General features: G+C 61.7%; 17 protein-coding genes. 8 read left to right on the top strand and 9 right to left on the bottom strand.

The features are described 5' to 3' along the window. Nucleotides 1-13: 13 nt before the first annotated feature. The 4 genes from M0D66_RS31640 to M0D66_RS31625 are packed head-to-tail and all read right to left on the bottom strand — an operon-like array spanning nucleotide 14 to nucleotide 6,189. Nucleotides 14-3,145 (bottom strand): efflux RND transporter permease subunit, encoded by a 3,132-nt coding sequence (locus M0D66_RS31640; RefSeq protein ID WP_266212511.1) that lies wholly within the window; start codon nucleotides 3,143-3,145, stop codon nucleotides 14-16. Then, the gene (locus tag M0D66_RS31635; protein ID WP_093632909.1) at nucleotides 3,142-4,272 is read right to left on the bottom strand and encodes an efflux RND transporter periplasmic adaptor subunit; all 1,131 of its coding nucleotides are present in this window, start codon (nucleotides 4,270-4,272) and stop codon (nucleotides 3,142-3,144) included. The genes M0D66_RS31640 and M0D66_RS31635 overlap by 4 nt, the downstream gene beginning before the upstream one ends. A gap of 4 nt (nucleotides 4,273-4,276) precedes the next feature. Next, the gene (locus tag M0D66_RS31630) at nucleotides 4,277-5,845 is read right to left on the bottom strand and encodes an efflux transporter outer membrane subunit (RefSeq protein WP_093632910.1); all 1,569 of its coding nucleotides are present in this window, start codon (nucleotides 5,843-5,845) and stop codon (nucleotides 4,277-4,279) included. Nucleotides 5,846-5,895: 50 nt separating this feature from the next. Next, nucleotides 5,896-6,189: a hypothetical protein gene (locus M0D66_RS31625; protein WP_054038902.1), complete on the bottom strand. Its 294-nt coding sequence runs from the start codon at nucleotides 6,187-6,189 to the stop codon at nucleotides 5,896-5,898. A gap of 25 nt (nucleotides 6,190-6,214) precedes the next feature. On the opposite strand from M0D66_RS31625, the gene M0D66_RS31620 reads away from it, so the two are divergent. The 3 genes from M0D66_RS31620 (at nucleotide 6,215) to M0D66_RS31610 (ending at nucleotide 7,756) form a co-directional block, all read left to right on the top strand. After that, the gene (locus tag M0D66_RS31620; protein ID WP_266212510.1) at nucleotides 6,215-6,505 is read left to right on the top strand and encodes a hypothetical protein; all 291 of its coding nucleotides are present in this window, start codon (nucleotides 6,215-6,217) and stop codon (nucleotides 6,503-6,505) included. A gap of 121 nt (nucleotides 6,506-6,626) precedes the next feature. Then, complete coding sequence (locus M0D66_RS31615) at nucleotides 6,627-6,965, top strand: hypothetical protein (protein WP_200651546.1); 339 nt, start codon at nucleotides 6,627-6,629, stop codon at nucleotides 6,963-6,965. 545 nt (nucleotides 6,966-7,510) lie between these two features. Beyond that, entirely contained in the window at nucleotides 7,511-7,756 is a 246-nt protein-coding gene (locus tag M0D66_RS31610) for a hypothetical protein (protein ID WP_200651547.1), read from the top strand. Between the two features lie 21 nt (nucleotides 7,757-7,777). On the opposite strand, the gene M0D66_RS31605 is transcribed toward M0D66_RS31610, so the two are convergent. Beyond that, nucleotides 7,778-9,028 (bottom strand): arsenic transporter, encoded by a 1,251-nt coding sequence (locus M0D66_RS31605; protein ID WP_266212509.1) that lies wholly within the window; start codon nucleotides 9,026-9,028, stop codon nucleotides 7,778-7,780. Between the two features lie 126 nt (nucleotides 9,029-9,154). Beyond that, the gene (locus M0D66_RS31600; protein WP_266212508.1) at nucleotides 9,155-10,171 is read right to left on the bottom strand and encodes a sensor domain-containing diguanylate cyclase; all 1,017 of its coding nucleotides are present in this window, start codon (nucleotides 10,169-10,171) and stop codon (nucleotides 9,155-9,157) included. A 225-nt stretch (nucleotides 10,172-10,396) separates the two neighbouring features. On the opposite strand from M0D66_RS31600, the gene M0D66_RS31595 reads away from it, so the two are divergent. The 5 genes from M0D66_RS31595 to M0D66_RS31575 all read left to right on the top strand — a co-directional run bounded on the left by M0D66_RS31595 (nucleotide 10,397) and on the right by M0D66_RS31575 (nucleotide 14,173). Further along, nucleotides 10,397-10,951 (top strand): cytochrome b, encoded by a 555-nt coding sequence (locus M0D66_RS31595; RefSeq protein WP_200651550.1) that lies wholly within the window; start codon nucleotides 10,397-10,399, stop codon nucleotides 10,949-10,951. 105 nt (nucleotides 10,952-11,056) lie between these two features. Beyond that, nucleotides 11,057-11,620 (top strand): YceI family protein, encoded by a 564-nt coding sequence (locus M0D66_RS31590; RefSeq protein ID WP_093632916.1) that lies wholly within the window; start codon nucleotides 11,057-11,059, stop codon nucleotides 11,618-11,620. A 48-nt stretch (nucleotides 11,621-11,668) separates the two neighbouring features. Then, nucleotides 11,669-12,247 (top strand): YceI family protein, encoded by a 579-nt coding sequence (locus tag M0D66_RS31585; protein WP_266212507.1) that lies wholly within the window; start codon nucleotides 11,669-11,671, stop codon nucleotides 12,245-12,247. Between the two features lie 382 nt (nucleotides 12,248-12,629). After that, on the top strand, nucleotides 12,630-13,241 hold the full coding sequence (locus tag M0D66_RS31580) for a hypothetical protein (RefSeq protein ID WP_167378300.1): 612 nt from the start codon (nucleotides 12,630-12,632) through the stop codon (nucleotides 13,239-13,241). Between the two features lie 206 nt (nucleotides 13,242-13,447). Next, on the top strand, nucleotides 13,448-14,173 hold the full coding sequence (locus M0D66_RS31575) for a DeoR/GlpR family DNA-binding transcription regulator (protein WP_200621356.1): 726 nt from the start codon (nucleotides 13,448-13,450) through the stop codon (nucleotides 14,171-14,173). 55 nt (nucleotides 14,174-14,228) lie between these two features. On the opposite strand, the gene M0D66_RS31570 is transcribed toward M0D66_RS31575, so the two are convergent. The 3 genes from M0D66_RS31570 to M0D66_RS31560 form a co-directional block, all read right to left on the bottom strand. After that, complete coding sequence (locus M0D66_RS31570; protein ID WP_093632920.1) at nucleotides 14,229-15,290, bottom strand: ABC transporter permease; 1,062 nt, start codon at nucleotides 15,288-15,290, stop codon at nucleotides 14,229-14,231. 15 nt (nucleotides 15,291-15,305) lie between these two features. Then, the gene (locus tag M0D66_RS31565; RefSeq protein ID WP_200651552.1) at nucleotides 15,306-16,862 is read right to left on the bottom strand and encodes a sugar ABC transporter ATP-binding protein; all 1,557 of its coding nucleotides are present in this window, start codon (nucleotides 16,860-16,862) and stop codon (nucleotides 15,306-15,308) included. 94 nt (nucleotides 16,863-16,956) lie between these two features. Further along, nucleotides 16,957-17,961 (bottom strand): autoinducer 2 ABC transporter substrate-binding protein, encoded by a 1,005-nt coding sequence (locus M0D66_RS31560; protein ID WP_093632922.1) that lies wholly within the window; start codon nucleotides 17,959-17,961, stop codon nucleotides 16,957-16,959. Nucleotides 17,962-18,000: the final 39 nt, after the last annotated feature.

Raw genomic sequence — 18,000 nt, 5'->3', positions numbered from 1 at the left:
AAAGCTCCTCGGTTTAAGCGTCGGGCGGTGCATGCCGCGCCGCGTGCCGTTCGGCCTGGCGCTGCAACAGCACGTAGAACGACGGAATGAACAGCACGGCAATGCACGTTGAAGCGAGCATCCCCGAAAATACAGCAATCCCGAGCGAACGGCGTGCGCTCGCACTCGCGCCGGTGGCGATCACGAGCGGCACCACGCCGAGAATAAACGCGAACGAGGTCATCATGATCGGCCGGAACCGCAAGCGTGCCGCTTCCACCGCGGCCTCGGCAACGCCCACGCCCTGCGCGCGCAGATGCCGCGCGAACTCGACGATCAGAATCGCGTTCTTCGCCGACAGCGCGATCAGCAACACGAGGCCGATCTGAGTGTAGAGGTTATTAGCGGCGCCGAGTGCGGCGAGCGTACCGGCTGTACCGAGCAACGCCAGCGGCACGGCGAGCACGACCGCCACCGGCAGCAACCAGCTTTCGTATTGCGCGGCCAGCACGCAGAACACCAGCAATACGCCCACGGCAAACACCCAATAGGCCGAATTGCCGACCAGTTTCTCCTGATACGACATCGCGGTCCATTCGTAACCGATACCCGCCGGCAGCACGCGTGCGGCTTCCTGTTCGAACGCGGCGATCGCCTGACCGGTGCTATAGCCGTTCGCCGGATTGCCATTGATAGCCGCGGCCGGCGCGAGGTTATATAGCGTCGCCACGGCCGGGCCGACGCTCGTATGCGCATCGACGAAGGTGCCCAGCTCCACCATATGGCCGCTATTGCTGCGAATCTGCAAGCGGCGAATGTCGTCGGTTTCGCGGCGAAACGCGCCGTCGGCCTGCACGAACACGGGGAACGTGTGGTTGAACGTCGTGAACTGGTTCACATAGCTCGAGCCGACGTAATCCTGCAGCAGGTCGAACACATTGCCGACCGGCACCTGCAGCGACTCGGCCCTGGCGCGATCGAGCGTGAGTTCGACGGTCGGCACCGACGCGCGAAACGGGCTGAACACGCGCTGCAGTTCAGGCCGCTTCGAGACGCTGGCGATCAGCGCGTCGGTGGCATCCTGCAAGCGCTGATAGTTCTGCGAGCCGTCCGTGAGCATTACCTGCATCTGCACGCCGCCGCTATTGCCGAGGCCCTGGATCGGCGGCGGCACGATCACCACGGAGCGCACGTCGGGCAGTTTCGCGAGTTCGCTATTCATGCGCAAATACAGCGAGCGCAGGTCCTCGCCTTTGCCGCGCTTGCTCCAGTCGTCGAGCGTGACGTAGATCAGCGCGGAATTCGGCAGCGACGCGTTGTTGTCGAGCGGTGAGATACCGCCGATCGACACCACATGGCTCACGCCGGGAATCGCGCCGATGCGCTTTTCTATCTGCGTGCTCGCCTCGCGGGTGCGGCCGAGCGAAGCGGCATCGGCCAGTTGCGCGGCGATCAGGATATAGCCCTGATCTTCGAGCGGAATGAAGCTGGTGGGCACGCGCGTCAGCAGAAACGCAGACGCCGCGCCGAGCACCAACGCGATGCCGAGCGCGAGGCCACAGCGCTGCACGAACCACGACACGATGCGCACATAGCCCTTTTCGACACGGGCGTACCCCTTGTCGAACACGCGATACACGATGTTCGGCTTGCCGGGCCGCGCGTGCCTCAGCCAGCGCACGCTTTGCACCGGCTTGAGCGTCACCGCGTTGATCGCGCTGATGATGGTCGTTGCGACGACAACCAGCGCGAATTGCCGGTACATCTGGCCCGTGACGCCACCGAGAAACGCCGATGGCAGAAACACTGAGATCAGCACCAGCGTGATGCCGATGATGGGTCCGAGCAACTCGTGCATTGCGTCGATGGCGGCCTGCTTTGGCGTCTTGCCCTGCTCGATATGTTGCGTAATCCCTTCGACCACTACGATCGCGTCGTCCACCACAATGCCGATTGCCAGCACGATCGCGAACAGCGTCAGCAGGTTGATCGAGAAACCGAGCATGTAGATCGCGCCGAACGTGCCGATGATCGTCACCGGAATCGTCGTGGCGGGCACGAGCATCGCGCGCCAGTTCTGCAGAAACAGCAGGATCACCGCGAGCACCAACAACGCGGCCTCGAATAGCGTCTTGTACACGTCGATCACGGATTGCCGCACGAAGGTCGTCGTATCGAACGGCAATTGATAGCTGACGCCCTTCGGCATGTCCTTGGCGAGTCGCGCCATGGTCGCTTTCACCGCATTGCCGACTTCCAGTGCGTTGGCTTCCGGCAGTTGATAGATGGCAATGCCCGCAGCGGGTTTGCCGTCGAGATTGAAGAACTGCCCATAGCTCGACGAACCGAGTTCCGTGTGACCCACATCGCGAATGCGCACGAAGTGGCCACCGTCGTTCGGATCGGCTTTAACGATGATGTCGTCGAACTCGCGCGGATCGGACAGCGCGCCCTGCATCGTCACCGTAAGCTGGAACGCCTGGCCGCCCGCGTTCGGTTCCGAACCGAGCTGGCCGGCGCTCACGTCCTTGCTCTGGCTCTGGATCGCCTGCATCACGTCGGCGGCAGTCAGACCGCGCTCGCTCAGCTTCTGCGGATCGAGCCACACGCGCATGCTGTACTGGCCGGTGCCGAACACGGTGACGTCGCCGACACCCGGCAAACGCGCGAGCGTGTCGCGCAGATAAATCACCGCATAGTTGCTCAGAAACAGCGAATCGTATTTCGGATCAGGCGACTGCAGCGTGTACAACTGTAGGATCGCCGTGGAGCGTTTGCGCACGGTCACGCCCTGCTGCTGCACCGCTTGCGGCAATTGCGCGGTGGCGGCCGACACGCGGTTTTGCACCAGCACCTGCGCTTTATCGACATCCGTGCCGACGGCGAAAGTGACCGTGAGCGTGTAGGTGCCATCGTTCGTGCTGGTCGATTGCATGTACAGCGCGTTTTCCACGCCATTGACCTGCGTTTCGATCGGCAAGGCCACGCGGTCGATCACAGTCGCGGCGCTCGCCCCCGGAAAGCGTGCGACAACCTGCACGGTCGGCGGCGTGATCGGCGGATATTGCGCGATCGGCAGGTTAATCAGCGCGACCGCGCCGAGCAGCATCACGATCAACGCGATCACATTGGCAAGAACCGGCCGCTCAACGAAGAAACGGATCATGACTGACCCTGCGCCGCAGCGGCGACCACCTGCACCTTGGCGCCGGGCGCGACAGCCAGCGCACCGCCGGTCACGACCTGATCGTTCGCGGTGAGCCCCGAGGTGACCGCCCGCTGCGAACCGTACAAACCACCCGTGACAACCGCGCGTTTTTCGATCACGCCCGCGCCGTTCACGATCAGCACCGACGCGCCTGCCTGATCGCGCAGCAATGCCGTGTCCGGCACCAGCAACACGTTGTGCGGCGCGCCAGCAGGAATGTGCACTTCAACCGACATGCCAGGGATCAGATGCGCGTCCCGATTGGCGATATCGGCGCGCAGCTTGACCGCCCCGCTGCTCGGATCGACGCGTGTGTCGACAAATTCGAGTGCGGCGTCCTCACCTTGCCCCTGGCCCGCGGCCGCGCCGAGCACATTGACGCGCACCGTGCGGGGTGGCTGCGTGAAGAGCCCGATGCGGTTGGCGTCGCGCTCGTTGAGCGTGAAATTCACATACACCGGCTGGATGCGATCCAACGTGGCGAGCTTGGCGGAGTCGGACGCACCCACCAGATTGCCGACGTCGAATGCACGCGCGCCGATGCGGCCCGCAAACGGCGCGCGGATTTCCGTGTAAGCGAGATTGATACGCGACATGTCGCGTTTGGCGAGCGCCTGGTCGCGTGTGGTCTGGGCTTTTTGCAGTGTCGATTCAGAGGTCGCGTTATCGGACGTGAGTTGCTTTTGCCGGACCAGTTCCTGGTCGGCATTGTCGAGCGCGGCCTGGTCGTAAGTCAGTTGCGCGCGATACGTATCCGGCTCGATGCGAAACAGCACCTGCCCTTGCTTGACGTAAGCACCATCGGCAAAGCCGATTTCCTTCAGCACGCCCTGCACGCGCGCGATTAGCGTGACGGTCGCCGAGGGTGCGACGGTGCCGCTCAGATCGAGTTGTTCGCGCACCTCGCGCTGCACCGGCCGCATCACGCTGACTTGCGGCAGGGACGCGGCTTGCGACGATTGTGCGGCGGGCGCGCTGCCGTCGCGGCACGCGGCCAGCGCCATTGCCGCTGCCAGCACGATGCAAAACCTCGCTCCCAGGTGCGTGTTCGCCACGCTACGCTGTGCCCCGCTCCCGTTTTTCATGTTCTTATTTCCCATTCTCGAGCTGGCCTCCACTGGCGCGCGCCAGCGCGGAATTCGCTGGCGGGTTCAGTAAGCGCCCCCAGTCCGTGCGCTGCGCCATCTGTTCGGCGATCTGTTCGCTCACCACCTGCTGCCCCTCTGCCACTTCCCAGCCGCCGCCCAACGCGCGATACAAGGACACCGCCGCAAGCGCGGCGATTCCCTGGTTCTGCGCGAGCGAATCGCCGTCACGCAGCATCGAACGCGATGCGTCGAGCACCGTGTCGTACGTGACCGATCCCGCGCGATACTGCACATTCGCGAGCTTCAAGGCGCGCTGCGACGCATCGGACGCACGCGACGACGCCGCCAGCGCATCGAGCGAGGTACGTAGTGCGGCAATCGCGTCCTCCACTTCTTTCTGCGCTTGCAGCACCGTGTTCTGATAGTCGAGCACGGCCTCCTGGAAGGCCGCGTCCTGAATCCGCACGGCGTTCTTCAACTGGCCTCGATCGAGGATCGGCAGCGTGATGCCCGCGGAGAAGAGACCGATCGTCTTGCTGCCCCACTGCGATAGTCCAATGCCATGCTGTTCGCCCGACGAAAGCCCGAACAGTCCCGTCAACGATAGCGACGGATACAGCTTCGCCTTGGCCGCGCCGATCAGCGCCGATTGCGCCGCCGCGTTGAGCGCGGCCTGGCGCACGTCAGGGCGCCGGCGCAGCAGATCGGCGGGAATACCGACATCGATCTGCGTCGGCGGCACCGGAATCGCGCTGCTGCCTTTGAGTTGCGCATCGACTGCGTCGGGAGGATCGGCGAGCAGCACGGCAAGTGTGTCGCGGTCTTGCGCGCGTGCCTTGATGAGCGGCGGAATCTGCGCCTCGGTTTCGGCCACCAGCGTGGCAGCCTGCTCGACGTCGAGCTGGCTCGACGCGCCGCGTTTGTAGCGCGCCTGGGTCAGCGTAAGACTCTGCTGCACCGCCTTCAGGTTTTGCTGCGCCACCGCGATACGCTGCTCGAGCGCGCGCAGGTCGATGTACGCATTGGCGACATCGGCGAACAGCGACACGAGCGCGTTGTCATACGCGGCTTCGGACACGCGCAGTTGCGCGCGATCCGATTCGATCTGCCGGCGATACTTGCCCCAGAAATCGATTTCCCAGCCCACGTTCACACGCAGATGCTCGGCCCACAGATGCGTGGGCGGAATCGGACCGACGCCGCTTGTGTTGATATGGTCCGCGCCAGCAGACACGCTGCCCGATTGCGGCAGCAGATTCTCGGCGCTGATCGCGAGTTGCGCGCGCGCCTTGAAGATATGCAAACCCGCCACTTGCAGTGACAGATTGCGTTCGTACGCACGCTGTTCCAGCGCGCTCAGCACCGGATCGTTGAAAGCCGTCCACCAGGCCGCCTGAGCACCAGGCGCGGTCTGCGCCTCGCCTGCCAGGCTTTCGAGCCACTGGTTTTCGAGCGTCACGTCCGGCTGTTTGAAGTCGGGGCCGACCGTCACGCAACCCGTCAGCGCCACGCTCATCGATACGATCAGCGCACAGGCGATAGACAGGCGGCAGGACGTGGCCGGTTTCATCACGCATTGAGGCGTCAAATATCCTACGATCCCGCCGATGCCCGCGCGGCTCAGTGCGCTGCCCCGCGTTCCTGCATGAATGCCGCGATCTGCGGCAACGTGATGTAGCCCGCCTTCTGCGTGTCGATTTCATCGAAATGCTTGGCGACCATCGGCATGCCCGCGGCGGCCTGTTCCCGGGTGAGCTTGCCGTCGTGCGTGGTGTTGGCATTCGCAAAGCGCGTTTGCAACTGCTGCGCCATGCGCTCCATGCGCTGCGGGTTGGCGCCCTGCGGTGCGGCTGTTTGGGCGAACGTGACGGTGGATGCGCAGCACAGCAGCACAACGGCGAGAAATTTTTTCATGACTGACTCCTTGGATTAAGCCATCGTGCGTCGCCTGCAAACCGCCGCGATCCGTTCGATGACAGGCCGAATTCTTGAGGAAGCGCCGCCGGAAGGCAATTTGAGAATCATGTCGACTTATGTCATGGCTTTTTGTGGCGTCGGCGCGGCACACGCTATCGCTGTCGTCGCAACACAGCACGCGCTTCATACACCTGCGTGCTTATCTCAGGCCCACTTCCACGCGACATTGAATGAAATAAGTTCGCGCTGCCGTTTTCAGGGCGGTTTGCGTATCTTTCGTCTGCCGGCGCTACCAGTGCCGCAAGTGCCTTAAGTGCATCAAGTGCCTCAGCGGCGCCTCAACGATTCGGAAGGGTTCTCAAGCAATCCGAACCAGTCGCACGGCTTCTTCACCGGAAGACGCTCCGCACCGCTCAACGTCTCAGGAGTATCAAGTGAGTATTCGTCTCGTCTGCGCCTCTACCTTCACCGCCATCGGTCTCGCCTGTTCGTCGACAGCGTTCGCCCGGGTGGTCGTCTATATGCCGGCTGCCGTGGTCTACGCGCCGCCGCCGCGCCCCGTCTATTACTACGCGCCGGTCAAGCCGGTCTACGTGGTCGCGCCGCCGCCGGCTCCAATCCCCGTTGCCGTAGCGGTCGGCACGCCCGTGCCGCTGCCTCCGAAACCCGTCACCCTGTACACGACGGTCGTGGTGCCCGCGCCGACCAACTATGCGATCGTGCCCGCCCCTGCCGTCAGCTACTCGCAGCCCGTGATGGTGGTGCCGCGCTAAATGTGCCGAATGCGAGTCGCGACAGACGATCGCCGTGCTGTCAGCACGAACGGATCCAACATTTGGATTACAAAAATAGCCGTTGAACCAGCATAGGACATGCTGTCCGCAAGAATGCCTGGTGAATTCCCGTTGTCCTGAAGAATGGCCGGCGCGCCGCGTGAGAACGGGTTGTTCCGCTTGCGCGGCGCACTGGATTACCGGCAATCGGTAGCTTGTGTCCCAGGAAACGATTCTTACGGGCAGAAAGGCGAGATGAACTCGCTTTTTTGGCGGTCGAGCGACGAAATGTGTGGATTAAAACAGGAGAAAGACCAGTCTCCTCAAGAGGCCTCCCTGATTGGGCGGCGCCGAATCATCAGATGAATGTTCGGTGTTTGAAAGCTCGATGTTAGCTTGGTATCGTGGACGCGCGGTACGGCGCTTGCTGCATTCTCCACCACCGGCAGGCGCGCCTGCTAGCTGGACCGATCTGTTCAGCTAGCGGCGCTCGGCTCACACGCGCTGTATCGCCCGTCCACCTCTTCTTCTGGAACGTTAGTTAGATGAGCTATCACGACATAGACAAAGAAATCGCCCATCTCGAACTTGTCTTCGGGAAGATTTCCACCAACGATCGCATTCCCCTGACGTACTGGCGCAATCGGCTAGCCATGTTTCCCAAGACATTGCTGATGCCCAGCCAGCGCGCCCGCCTCGCACGGCTCGAAGCCGCCCTGCGCTCGCTCGAGCAGTCCGCGCGAGCGCTGGCGACGGAGCCGCCCATGCGAGCGACGGGCACCCAGCGATGATGCATTACCCTTTATTTGCCCTTAACCGATCAGGATCCGCGCGGCGAGCGCCAGCGCGAGAGCGGGCAGCATCACCACCACGCCCACTTTAAAAAACTTCATGAAGCTCACGTCTTCGCCTTCACGGCGAATTGCGTTGAGCCAGAGGATCGTCGCGAGCGAACCGGTGATCGACAGGTTCGGCCCCAGATCGACGCCGATCAGGAGCGCGTCGATCACGCGCTCGGGACTATGCGCCTGCATCACGGTCGAACTGGCGATCAGACCCGCCGGCAGGTTGTTCATCAGATTGCTGCCGATTGCGATGACGCCGCCTGCCCAGGCAGCCGTCGTGGCTTCATTGTGTTGCGTCGCATCTTGCAACAGTTGAACGAATGTTCTGATGACCCCGGTGTGATCGAGCATTTCGACCAGCACGAACAACGCGGCGACCAGCGGCAGCACGCTCCACGATATTTCCCGGATCATCGGCAGCGGCGATTTGCGCTCCTGGATCAGCACGACCGCGGCAGTCAGCGCACCGAGTATCGCGGTGGGCAGGCCGAGCGGGACATCGAAGGCCGAAACCGTCAGCAGCACGACGGCCGTCACCGCGATACCCGCCAGCGCCACGCGCCCGCTCGACGACAACTCGAGCGGCTCGAGATCGGCTGCGCAGGTGCCGGCGAGCGCCTCGCGCTGCGTCCAGCGCAACAGCACATAGGTCGCGACGATCGACAGTAGCGAAGGCAGCGTGAAGCGCATCAGCCAGGCCCCGAGCGCGGGCGTGTGATTGCCGTACAGTACAATGTTGGCCGGATTCGAGATCGGCAGTACGAAGCTCGCGGCGTTCGCAATGAACGCGCAGATGAAGAGCAAGGGCAGCGGAGGCGTCTTCGCTTTCCTGGCGGCGGCAAAAACCGCGGGCGTGAGAACGACTGCGGTAGCGTCATTGGAAAGGAAGGCGGTGATGACCACGCCGACCAGATAGACCAGCAGAAACAACTTTCTCGGCGAACCTTTGGCATGGTTGACTGCGAAAACCGCGACCCAGTCGAACAGACCTTCGCGGCGCCCGACTTCCGATAGCACCATCATGCCGAACAGGAAGAGATAGACGTCCGTGCCTTTACCGACGGCCTCGACGGCCAGATCGACGGGAAGCAGGCCCAGCGATACGAGTAATAGCGCGCCGGCGACGGCCCACACGGCCTCGGGCCATTTAAACGGGCGGGTAATGACGCCGGCCGTGGCGGCTATGGCGATACCCCAAGACAGGAAGACGGAATTCACCAAGTAGATCCTGGATTCTGATTGTGCGCGAGCGCGGAATGGGAGCGCAGCATAACCGATGAGCGGGACGCTGCAGGCGGCCGGAGCGCAAGTTGTGTACCACGCAATACCGCCATGCCTGCCTCGCTACCCCACCCGGTTCACCGCGGCAATGCAATCCCGCCCGTTATCCTTGGCGAGGTACAACTGCGTATCCACCAGGTTCACAAAGGCGACGGGATCATCCGACGCTGAAGGAATCACCGTTCCCGCACCGAAACTGGCGGTGACGGTCTGCCGGAATGGCGACCTCTCATGCGCGATCTCCGCGGCGGAGATGCGGTCACGGCAACGTTCGACCACCTGCCGTGCGGCCTCGGCCCCGGTATTCGGCAAGATCAGCACGAACTCTTCCCCGCCGAACCGGCCGACGAAATCCCCCGGCCGCACCCCCTCGCTCAACACCGTAGCGATCTGCTTCAGGCACGCATCCCCTTGCACGTGTCCGTAGTAATCGTTGTACGACTTGAAGAAATCGATATCGGCCATGACTAGCGACAGCGGCGCGCCATGCCGCTGTGCCGCGCTCCATTCCCGCTGCAGGACAGCGTCGAACTCGCGGCGATTGCCCACGCCCGTCAAACCGTCCTTGAACGACAGCGCTTCGAGTTCCCGCTGCAACGCCGCCACTTTCTCCTCGGTCTTTTTGCGCTCGCTGATGTCGAACATGAAACCGACCAGCGACTCCACCTCGCCGCGGCCATCGCGCACCACATGCACGACGTCGCGCAGCCACACGTATTCGCCACCGCTCGTCAACGCCCGATAGTCCGCTTCGTGATCGGTGCCCGCCTTCGACTGCGCGACGCAGAACTCCACCACCTTGTCGCGGTCGTCCGGATGCATGCGGGCAGCCCAGTCCTGCACGGTCTTCCAGCTCGACGGCGCCCAGCCCAGCAAGGTTTCGATCTGCGGGCCGATATACGCGAACTCCATGGTCGCCCAGTCGATCTTCCAGGGAATCGCTCTCGTCGATTCAAGCAAGGTCCGGTAGACCGCTGCGTCATGCTCCAGGTAACCTTCGACACCGCCTTCGGCCACCGCCGTGTCGTGCCGCAGGAAATCCGCGCCAAGTGCGGCGCTGTTCTTTTCAGTGCTCTTCATGGGTCGAACCTTTTATAGCGGTTGAGCCGGCAAATTAACACAATGCCGCTTCCATTCCGCCAAATCAGGCCGCCGCCCGGCTTTATTCCACCCCCATTAGCGTCACGGCTAGAACAATCTGTTCTCTTCTCCTGGTCTATTCAACTTTCATTGGCATCCCTACTATCCGCATTCACACGCGGCATACCGCACGCGATACGCACCACGAATTGTGAGCATGAACCCATGAATCCCCGTCCTTCAGACGTCAAGCATTACAGCGGCACCGCCGTCGCCCTGCACTGGCTAATCGCATTGCTGATTGTCTGCGGGTTCTGCATCGGCTGGGTCATGACCGATATCCCCGGCTTTACGCCCACCAAGCTGAAGTATTTCTCATGGCACAAGTGGATTGGCGTAACGGTCTTCGTGCTGGCCGTGGCGCGTGTGCTGTGGCGCGCCACTCACCGCGCGCCGGCGCTGGATAGCGCTACGCCCGTATGGCAGAAGGCTGCGGCCCATCTCGTGCACGGCCTCCTCTACGTGCTGATGCTGGCCATTCCGGTGTCCGGCTACTTCTATAGCTCGGCGGCGGGCATTCAGGTGGTGTACCTCGGCATCGTGCCGCTACCCACCCTCATCGGTCCGGACCAGGCGCTCAAGGCAGTCCTGCGCACGGTTCATGTGCTGCTCAATTACACGTTGCTGGCGCTCGTTGCGATGCACGTACTCGCGGCGCTAAAGCATCAATTTGTCGACCGCGACGGATTACTCGCGCGGATGATTCCGTTCCTCAGATGACTCACGCGACTCGCGCGTAACAGACGATTGGCTACAGCCAGTTGGCAATCTAATTCCCAACGGTGCGCAATCAGCGCGCGTGGGTTCGATAGGATGCGTACCACTATGAAATCAAACTTTTATCACTCCATTCTGGCCGGCGTTGCCGCCCTCTCACTCTTCGGCGCAAGCCTCGCGCACGCCGATGTCGACGTCAGCAAAAGCACGGTTGTCGCCACGACGAAGCAGATGAACGTGCCGGTGGACGGCAAATTCAAGAAATTCTCGGCGCAGCTGAATTTCGATCCGGCCAAGCCGACCGCCGGCAACGCCAACGTGTCGATCGACACCGGCAGCTACGACCTCGGCGCGGATGACTACAACAAGCAGGCCCAGGGCAAGGAATGGTTCGATAGCGCGACCTATCCAGCCGCGACGTTCGTCTCGAGCGCGATCGCGCCGGCCGGCGGCAATCAGTACAAGATCACCGGCAAGCTCACCATCAAGGGCAAATCGCAGACTGTCGTGGTGCCGGTCACCATCGCGAGCCAGGGCAACACGCAAACCTTCGACGGCTCACTGCCGATCAAGCGTTCGCAGTTCGATGTCGGGACGGGCGAATGGAAAGACACGTCGGTGGTCGCCGACGAAGTCGTCATCAAATTTCACATCGTTGCTTCGAAGAAGTAACGGAACACACCTAAGCGTCACAGCACTTTCTGAAACCTGGAGAATCACTTGAAGAAACAACTTTTGCTCGCCGCAGGCGCGCTGGCCGCAGCCATGTCGTTCAATGTCATGGCCGCCGACATGTATCAACTTGACCCGACGCACACGTACCCGAGCTTCGAGACCGACCACTTCGGCGGCCTGTCGATCTGGCGCGGCAAGTTCAAGAAGAGCAGCGGCACCGTGGTGCTGGATCGCGCGGCGAAAACCGGCACGGTCGACGTGACGATCGACATGAGCTCGGTGGATATCGGTAACGACAAGCTCGACGCGGAACTGGTCACGGACAAGTTCTTCGACGCAGCCAAGTACCCGACCGCGACCTACAAGGGCACGCAGATCCGCTTCGACGGCGACAAGCCCGTGGAAGTGATCGGCACGCTGACCATGCACGGCATCACCAAGCCGGTCAACCTGAAGATCGAATCGTTCAAGTGCTTCATCAACCCGATGCTCAAGCGCGAAGTGTGCGGCACCGAATCGACCGCGACGTTCAACCGCGACGACTTCGGCGTCGACTTCGGCAAGACCTATGGCTTCAAGATGCAGACCACACTGCATATTCAAGCTGAAGGCATCAAGCAGTAATCGCTACTCCCCTGTAGCTTGCGGCAGGCGGTGGAGCAACTCCCCGCCTGCCGATTCGAAAATCACGACGTCACGACATCACCGTCATGCTGACTGTCGATTCATCTGAACAATTCGCACATCCCACCGAATAGCCCTTAAAAACAGGACTCGTCTGATCAATAGGCCGAGTTTAATCACCTGTTTGGCAAGCGTTACACGTCATATCTTCCGGTTTCTCCGCGCGCAAAAACTTGAGCGCGAAGAGTCGCCATAACTGCCCGCTTTTCTTCGATTTGAACCGCAAGGTTAAACCGTAAAGTCGCCAGCACGGGAATGACTCTTTACTGGAGACGGCGCGGTGAATCAGGTGAAAAATGCAGCTCTGGTCGCGGCAGTGGCGATGGCGGTCGCAGGATCGGTACAAGCACAGGAAGTCTATGTGCACGGCGGCACACTCGGCGCAGGTGTCGGCGCGGCACTGCCGTTGACCTCGTGGGCCGGCGTGCATGCGGAATTCGAAGGACTCGGCTTCTCGCATTCGTTCAACGTCAGCGGTAACGATTACGACGGCCATCTCAAACTGCTGCAAGGCGGCTTGTATCTCGACCTGTTTCCGTTTTCGTCCAGCGGTTTTCGCCTGACGGCCGGCGCCCTGATCAACGACGACGAACTGACGGGTCAGGCGGTGCCGAACGCGCAAGGCAACTACAAGATCGGCGATGAATTCGTGCCGGCCGTGGGCCCCGCGCCATCGACCACCATCACACTGCCGCGCGTGATGCCCTATCTCGGCATCGGCTACGGCCACAAGCCGGTTTCGAAGGGTTTCGGCCTGACGTTCGATCTCGGCGTGGCCTACGGCCGCCCGCGCACGACGTACAACGTGCCGGCGATCTACTCGCAACTCACAAGCCAGGCGAACATCGACCAGGAAGAACAGAACATCAGCAACAAGGTCGAGCGCTACAAGGTGTATCCGGTGGTACAGATCGGTGTGAGCTACCGGTTCTGAGCAAACACCTTTTCTGATTCATCTTCGAGGAGCCTTTAGCCCTTTGGGTTAAAGGCTTTTTCTCGTTGCCGGTGCGACACGATCCTCGCATTCGACGCTTAAACAGGCTCGCCGCGCAGACAAGCTCTTGTTATAATCCTCTCATCAACGCGAACAAAACATAACGCGCCTCTACACTGCGCCCCACACTGCGCGACAGGACCTCCATGCTGAAACCCGACCGCCTCCGCGCCCTCGCCGATGCGCTGGCCAAGCAGAACGTGATGCGCCTGCGCGACGCCGCCAGCCTGCTGGACGTATCGGAGATGACTGTCCGGCGCGATATCGCAGGCAGTCCGGAACGATTTACGTATCTCGGCGGCTACATCGTCAGCGCGACCGACGTACCCAATAACGCAGGCTATTCACTCGAAGAAGAGAAGGATCATTTCGCGCAAGCCAAGGCGGAGGCCTCCGCGCATGCGGCGAAACTTGTCGTCGACCACGAAACCATTTTCATCGATTGCGGCACGACGCTCACTACGCTTGCGCGCCTGATTCCGCTCGAACGTCACGTCACCGTGGTCTGTTATTCGCTGAATGTGGCGGAGATTTTGCGGCGCAAGCCGAATGTCCGGATGATTCTGCTGGGCGGCGTCTACGTGCCCTCGTCAGATTCGTTTGCGGGCGAAGAGAGTCTGGAGATGCTGCGGCGCATGGGCATCAACAAGGCGTTCATTTCCGCGGGCGGTGTAGATAATGCGCGCGGCGTGACGTGCTGGAACTTTCACGAAGTCGCGCTCAAGCAGGCGGCCATGGCAAGCGCCGTCGAACGGCATCTGGTCGTGGATCAGAGCAAGTTCGGCGTCGTCAAGGCGGTGCGCTTCTCGCAAATCGACGACTTCGATTCCATCATCACTGAGAAAGGCCAGGAGCACCGCAAGCGCAAATGAATGCGCTAGAGGCGCGCGGTTGCGCTGTCGGGTAGCCGGCGTGACCGGCCTTCAGTTATCCGTTTTTGCGTTGCAATGCGAACAGCGTCCCGGCGATCAGAATGAACGCGCCGATGATCACCTTCTGCCAGGTGCTCGGCACGCCAACCAGAATCAGCACACTGTTGATCAACGTGACCAGCACCACACCGAGCAACGTGCCGGCCACCGTACCCGTCCCCCCTGTAATGCGCGCGCCGCCTAGAATCACTGCGGCGATCACATCGAGTTCCGAACCCACCAGATCGAACGGATTCGCGAGCCGGTTGTTCGATACATGCAGAATGCCCGCTATGCCGGCGAGCATGCCGGTATAGCCGAACACGAAGAGATGGATCGCGCGCAGGTTATAGCCGAGCCGCTCGGCAATCGCGAGGCTGCCGCCCATTGCATAGACACCGCGTCCCATCATGGTCCGGTTCAACAGCCACCACGTGACGCCGGCGGCCGCCACCAGCGCCAGCACCGAAACAGGCAACACCGCGCGCAGGCCTTCGTTGGTGTGATAGAAAAACAGCGGAATCCGGCCGAAGTGATCCATGCTGTGCGGAATGTTCATGAAGAACGTCGTGCCGATAAACGTCAGCAGCAGGCCGCGATACAGATACTGCGTGCCGATCGTGACGATCAGCGAAGGCGCTTTCAAACGATGCACCAGCAGGCCGTTGATCAGACCGAGCAGCACGCCGCCCAGCGCGCCGGTGATCAGGATCAGCGCGAACGGCGCGTCCGGCCACCAGGCAAACACAGCCTTGGTGATGCCGTACATTGTCAGCGCGGCGATTGCCGTGAACGAGACGTCGATGCCGCCGGACGCCAGCACGACAAGCGTGCCCAGCGCGAAAAGCGACATCGTCGTAGCCGAATGCAGCAGATCGAATAGCGTCGCCAGTTGAAAGAAGCGTGGATTGATCGCGCCGACAATCAGGCACGTCGCCGCGATCAACGCGACCGTGAACCATTCGGGGTTGCGCGAAAGCCTGGCCCGCAAGGTGGGCGGCTTGACCTCGGGTGCGACTTCGACAACGGTCGGGGTGGTCATGGTTTCGTTCATGCGCGAAGGGATCCGCGAGTTCATGGGTATCGGCGTCCTTTATGCGGCTTCCGAAAGCAGCGCGTGATACAGGTCAGCTTCGCTCAGCGTATCGGCCTGATATTCGCTGGCCACACGCCCCTTCTTCATCATCAGGATGCGATCGCAGTTCTGCAGCAGCTCGGGCAGATCGTCGCTGATCAGAATGATGCCGATGCCGCGTTTCGACAGGCGCTGCATGATGCGATAAATGATGTCTTTCGAGCCGACGTCGACGCCGACCGTCGGTCCATGCAGAATCAGCACGCGCGGATCGATGGCGAGCCAGCGGCCGATCAGCACGCGCTGCTGGTTGCCGCCCGAGAGCGACTGCACGGGTTTGTCGACGCCGGGCGTCGCGATCTGCAAATCGTTCACCGTCTGTTCCGCGAGCGCCTGCGCGCGTGTGCGATCGATCTGGCCGAAGCGGTCCCGCAGGCTGGAGATCATCGCGGTAATCACATTGTCGCGAATCGACTTGTCGAGAAACAGCCCTTCGTTCAGGCGGTCTTCGGGCACATAGCCAATACGATGATGTTTCGCGTCCGAGGGCGTGCGCAATGCAATCGCCTTGCCGTCGAGCAACACCTGCCCCGATTGCGCCGCCGCAACGCCCGCGAGTGCGCGTGCGAGTTCGTTGCGCCCCGAATCGAGCAAACCGGTAACGCCGAGAATCTCGCCTCGATGCAGCTGGAACGACACGTCGTTGAACTGCCCCGTACGCGTGAAGCCGCGCACGTCGAGTACGACATCTTGCCCCAACGTGCCTTCACGATAGCGCTCATTCGTCAGATGGCGTCCTGTCATCAGTTCGCTGATCTGCGCTTTGGTAAATTGCGCGATCGGTCCTTGCGCCATCTTCTGGCCGTCACGCAACACGATGACTTCGCCACCGATCGCATAACACTCGTCGAGCTTGTGGCTCACGAACAGCACCGTCACGCCCTGCGAGCGCAAGTTAGCGAGCACAGCGATCAGATTGTCGACTTCTTTCTGCGTGAGCGACGTGGTGGGCTCGTCCATGATGACGAACTTGGCCTCGCTGGCAATTGCGCGAGCAATCGCGACAAGTTGACGCGTGGCGAGCGGCAATTGCTCGATGAGGGTCGCCTGAAACTCGGCGTCGCCGGGCAAGCCGACCGATTCCAGCGCACGCGCCGCCGTGCGCGCGAGTGCGCGCCGGTCGAACGTCCGCGCAAGCCGGCCTTCGTGCGTGGCCAGCTCTGCGGTAAGCGCGACATTTTCCGCCACGTTCATGTTGGGCAGCAGCGAGAGATCCTGATAGACGGTTTCGATGCCTGCCGCCAGCGATTCCAATGCGGACAGCCGTGCATGCCGAACGCCTTCGATCACGAGTTCGCCTTCGTCGGGCGGCTGCGCACCGGAAATGATCTTGATCAGCGTGCTCTTGCCGCAGCCGTTCTCGCCGAGCAGGTGATAGATCTGACCACGCTCGAACGACAGGCTCACCCCGCGCAATGCATGTACGCCGGTGAAACGCTTGTGCACGCCGACCACCTGCAGAAACGGCTGCGAGGTATCGGACTGCGGCTGCGAAGACGATACGTCCTGATTCATGATGGTGAGTCGCAAGTTAAGGCGTGTCCACACGGGCACGCCTTGAAGGAAGTCCCCCGAGGGGGACGCCGTGACACATGAAGCAAAAAACCAATCAGAACGGATACTGCTTGTAGTTCGACTTGTCGACATTCACCCAGCCCTGGCCGCGCACGATAATCCCTTTGCCCGGACCCTTAGCAACGGTGACCTTCGTGTAGCCCGGAATGCCGAGATCGGCGCCGTTCTCAACTGTCTTGCCGTCGATCAGCATCTGCGCGACCTTGTTCATCGCAATGCCTGCGAGCTTCGGATCCCAGAACGCAATGCCGTTGATCGCGCCGCTCTCGAGGAACTTGCCGGCTTCCGTCGGCAGGCCCGTGCCGTAGACGCAGATCTTGCCCTGCATGCCGGCCTCTTCCACCGCACGGCCGATGCCGATCACGTCGAGCGAGGACGAGCCCTGGAAGCCCTTCAGGTCCGGATGCTTGCGCAGCACTTCCTTCGCGACTTCATAGGCACGCTCGCCGTCGTTATTGGTTTCGAGTTTCGGTTCGACCAGATCCATCTTCGGATATTTGGCTTTGGCGTTGCCGATGCCGCCGTCGGCCCATTGCACCTGCGAGCGGCTGCCGAGCGAACCGACCAGCGCCACCCACTTGCCGTCGTCGTGCATGCACGAGGCGAGGCGCTCGTTCAGGCCGGCGCCGTAGGCCGTGTTGTCGAATGCTTCGATGTCGACCATCGTGTTCTTCGCGTTGTCGGCCTCATGGGTCACCACCTTGATGCCGCGATCCATCGCCTTCTTCAGTGCCGGTTCCAGCGTCGGCGGATCGTAGGGCACCACGGCAATCGCCGTGACTTTCTTCGCGATCAGATCTTCGATGATCTTCAGTTGCTGTGCCGCATCCGCGCGGCCCGGGCCGGTCTGATATGCGTTCACGCCGGGGTTGTCCTTCGCGAATTGCTTGACGCCGTCGTCCATCCGGTTGAACCAGTTGATACCGGTCACCTTGACGACCGTGACGATAGTCTCGTTGGTTGCAGCCTGCGCAGCGGCGATCACGCCTACGGTAAGAGCGCCTGCCGCGAGCGCGGCACCCAGTCGAGTCAATTTCATGCGATGTCTCCTTTATCCTTCGATGTAGTTCGATGTCGC

Source organism: Paraburkholderia sp. SECH2, from assembly GCF_030464795.1.
GTDB lineage: Bacteria > Pseudomonadota > Gammaproteobacteria > Burkholderiales > Burkholderiaceae > Paraburkholderia > Paraburkholderia aspalathi.
Note: the sequence above shows the minus strand (reverse complement) of the source record. Positions and strands in the feature narration are given on the sequence as shown.

Excerpts from the sequence above, each read along its gene's own strand:
- M0D66_RS31640 (WP_266212511.1), bottom strand. The coding sequence starts at position 3,145 with ATGATCCGTTTCTTCGTTGAGCGGCCGGTTCTTGCCAATGTGATCGCG.
- M0D66_RS31635 (WP_093632909.1), bottom strand. The coding sequence starts at position 4,272 with ATGAAAAACGGGAGCGGGGCACAGCGTAGCGTGGCGAACACGCACCTG.
- M0D66_RS31630 (WP_093632910.1), bottom strand. The coding sequence starts at position 5,845 with ATGAAACCGGCCACGTCCTGCCGCCTGTCTATCGCCTGTGCGCTGATC.
- M0D66_RS31625 (WP_054038902.1), bottom strand. The coding sequence starts at position 6,189 with ATGAAAAAATTTCTCGCCGTTGTGCTGCTGTGCTGCGCATCCACCGTC.
- M0D66_RS31610 (WP_200651547.1), top strand. The coding sequence starts at position 7,511 with ATGAGCTATCACGACATAGACAAAGAAATCGCCCATCTCGAACTTGTC.
- M0D66_RS31600 (WP_266212508.1), bottom strand. The coding sequence starts at position 10,171 with ATGAAGAGCACTGAAAAGAACAGCGCCGCACTTGGCGCGGATTTCCTG.
- M0D66_RS31595 (WP_200651550.1), top strand. The coding sequence starts at position 10,397 with ATGAATCCCCGTCCTTCAGACGTCAAGCATTACAGCGGCACCGCCGTC.
- M0D66_RS31590 (WP_093632916.1), top strand. The coding sequence starts at position 11,057 with ATGAAATCAAACTTTTATCACTCCATTCTGGCCGGCGTTGCCGCCCTC.
- M0D66_RS31580 (WP_167378300.1), top strand. The coding sequence starts at position 12,630 with ATGGCGGTCGCAGGATCGGTACAAGCACAGGAAGTCTATGTGCACGGC.
- M0D66_RS31575 (WP_200621356.1), top strand. The coding sequence starts at position 13,448 with ATGCTGAAACCCGACCGCCTCCGCGCCCTCGCCGATGCGCTGGCCAAG.
- M0D66_RS31570 (WP_093632920.1), bottom strand. The coding sequence starts at position 15,290 with ATGAACTCGCGGATCCCTTCGCGCATGAACGAAACCATGACCACCCCG.
- M0D66_RS31565 (WP_200651552.1), bottom strand. The coding sequence starts at position 16,862 with ATGAATCAGGACGTATCGTCTTCGCAGCCGCAGTCCGATACCTCGCAG.
- M0D66_RS31560 (WP_093632922.1), bottom strand. The coding sequence starts at position 17,961 with ATGAAATTGACTCGACTGGGTGCCGCGCTCGCGGCAGGCGCTCTTACC.